A 1,285-nucleotide genomic window follows, 5' to 3' on the forward strand; every position below is an offset into this window, starting at 1 on the left:
GCAGAGCGCCGAAGCTGCGGGTAAATTTTATGAAATTCGCAAGTCGAGGGCAAAATTTAGGCGCGGGTGCATAGCGTTCGCGCGGATTGCACTTAGTAGCCGCCAAATGCTTGAACTTTTTAGCGCCTAGCGGTCAAATTCCGCCGCCTAGCAAGGCTAAATTTATTCGGTTCGCATGAAATTCAGGAAGCGCGAGCCGTTTGAGCAGCGTAAAATTTAACCCGCCTGCATGAAATTTTAAGGAGCGCACGATGCCAAACGCCGTAAATTCCGCGCAGTACCAAGCGCGCATTAAGCAGTGGGAAGCTCTTTTTGAGGGGCAAAATTTTACCCTGCGCCAAACGATAAATTTAGGTAGCGGATATGAGATCGTAAAGGACGCATATAGGCTCGGCGCGGTAAATTTTAGCGGCGGCAAATACACGCTGTTTGGCGCGCCGCAGATAATAAGCTGGCGCTGCATAGACGATCGGGCGGAATTTTTCAGCCTGATCCGCCACGCAAACGGCAAATTTTACCTCGTCTTTCGCCAGGGTCTATACGGCTACAGCGTGCTTGAACTGGATTGCGGGCGGATCATGCGCTTCGTGCCGGACGCCTGGACGCTCGGCAAGGAGAGCTTTATCTTAAGCGGCGTGCACTATCTGCGGGACTGGAACGCGCTGGCCGCGAGCGGCTGCTACTGGGGTGCTCCAAACGGCGTGCATTTGGTGAGCTTTGCCGAGCCGATGAGTGAAGAGCAGAGATATGTAGACGTTTTAGACTGCATACGGGGCGGTTACGACATCTACGAGCAGGCTGATTTTGCGGGCTTTGAGGGTAATGAACTGAGCCTAAAATGCTTTCGCGCGGATACCTTGCGATATGAAAACGTAAAAATTTCGCGCGAGCGTTACTGCGAATGGACGCGCGAAGCAAAACGGCTATAAGCTTTAAATTTACTAAATTTTGCGCTTAAATTTAAAGACTCGCAAAACAGTAAAATTTAATTACAAGCCGCAAAAAGCGGAATTTAGAGAGACCAAAGGGGCTGAAATAAGGAATACGGATGTTTTTTGAATACATTTTAATCGGCGCCTGCGTAGGTTTTATCAGCGGATTTTTCGGCATCGGCGGCGGCACGGTCGTGGTGCCCGTGATGATGCTTTTCGGCTACGACGTCAAGTACGCCATCGGCATCAGCATCATGCAGATGATCTTCAGCTCGATTTTCGGCTCATTCGTAAATTTTAAAAGCAAAATGCTCGACGTCGCGCCCGCACTGGTGCTGGGGCTCGGAGGCTTT

Annotated in this window: 2 protein-coding genes; both read left to right on the plus strand. The window is 50.6% G+C overall.

Annotated features, from left to right (window positions below):
• The first annotated feature begins 251 nt into the window (after positions 1–251).
• Positions 252–929 (plus strand): hypothetical protein, encoded by a 678-nt coding sequence (locus Q0372_RS08750; RefSeq protein ID WP_298104921.1) that lies wholly within the window; start codon positions 252–254, stop codon positions 927–929.
• A gap of 119 nt (positions 930–1,048) precedes the next feature.
• Positions 1,049–1,285: TSUP family transporter (locus tag Q0372_RS08755; RefSeq protein ID WP_298104923.1), on the plus strand; the 237-nt coding region annotated here is incomplete at its 3' end.

The organism is uncultured Campylobacter sp., assembly GCF_937997405.1.
Classification (GTDB): Bacteria; Campylobacterota; Campylobacteria; order Campylobacterales; family Campylobacteraceae; genus Campylobacter_B.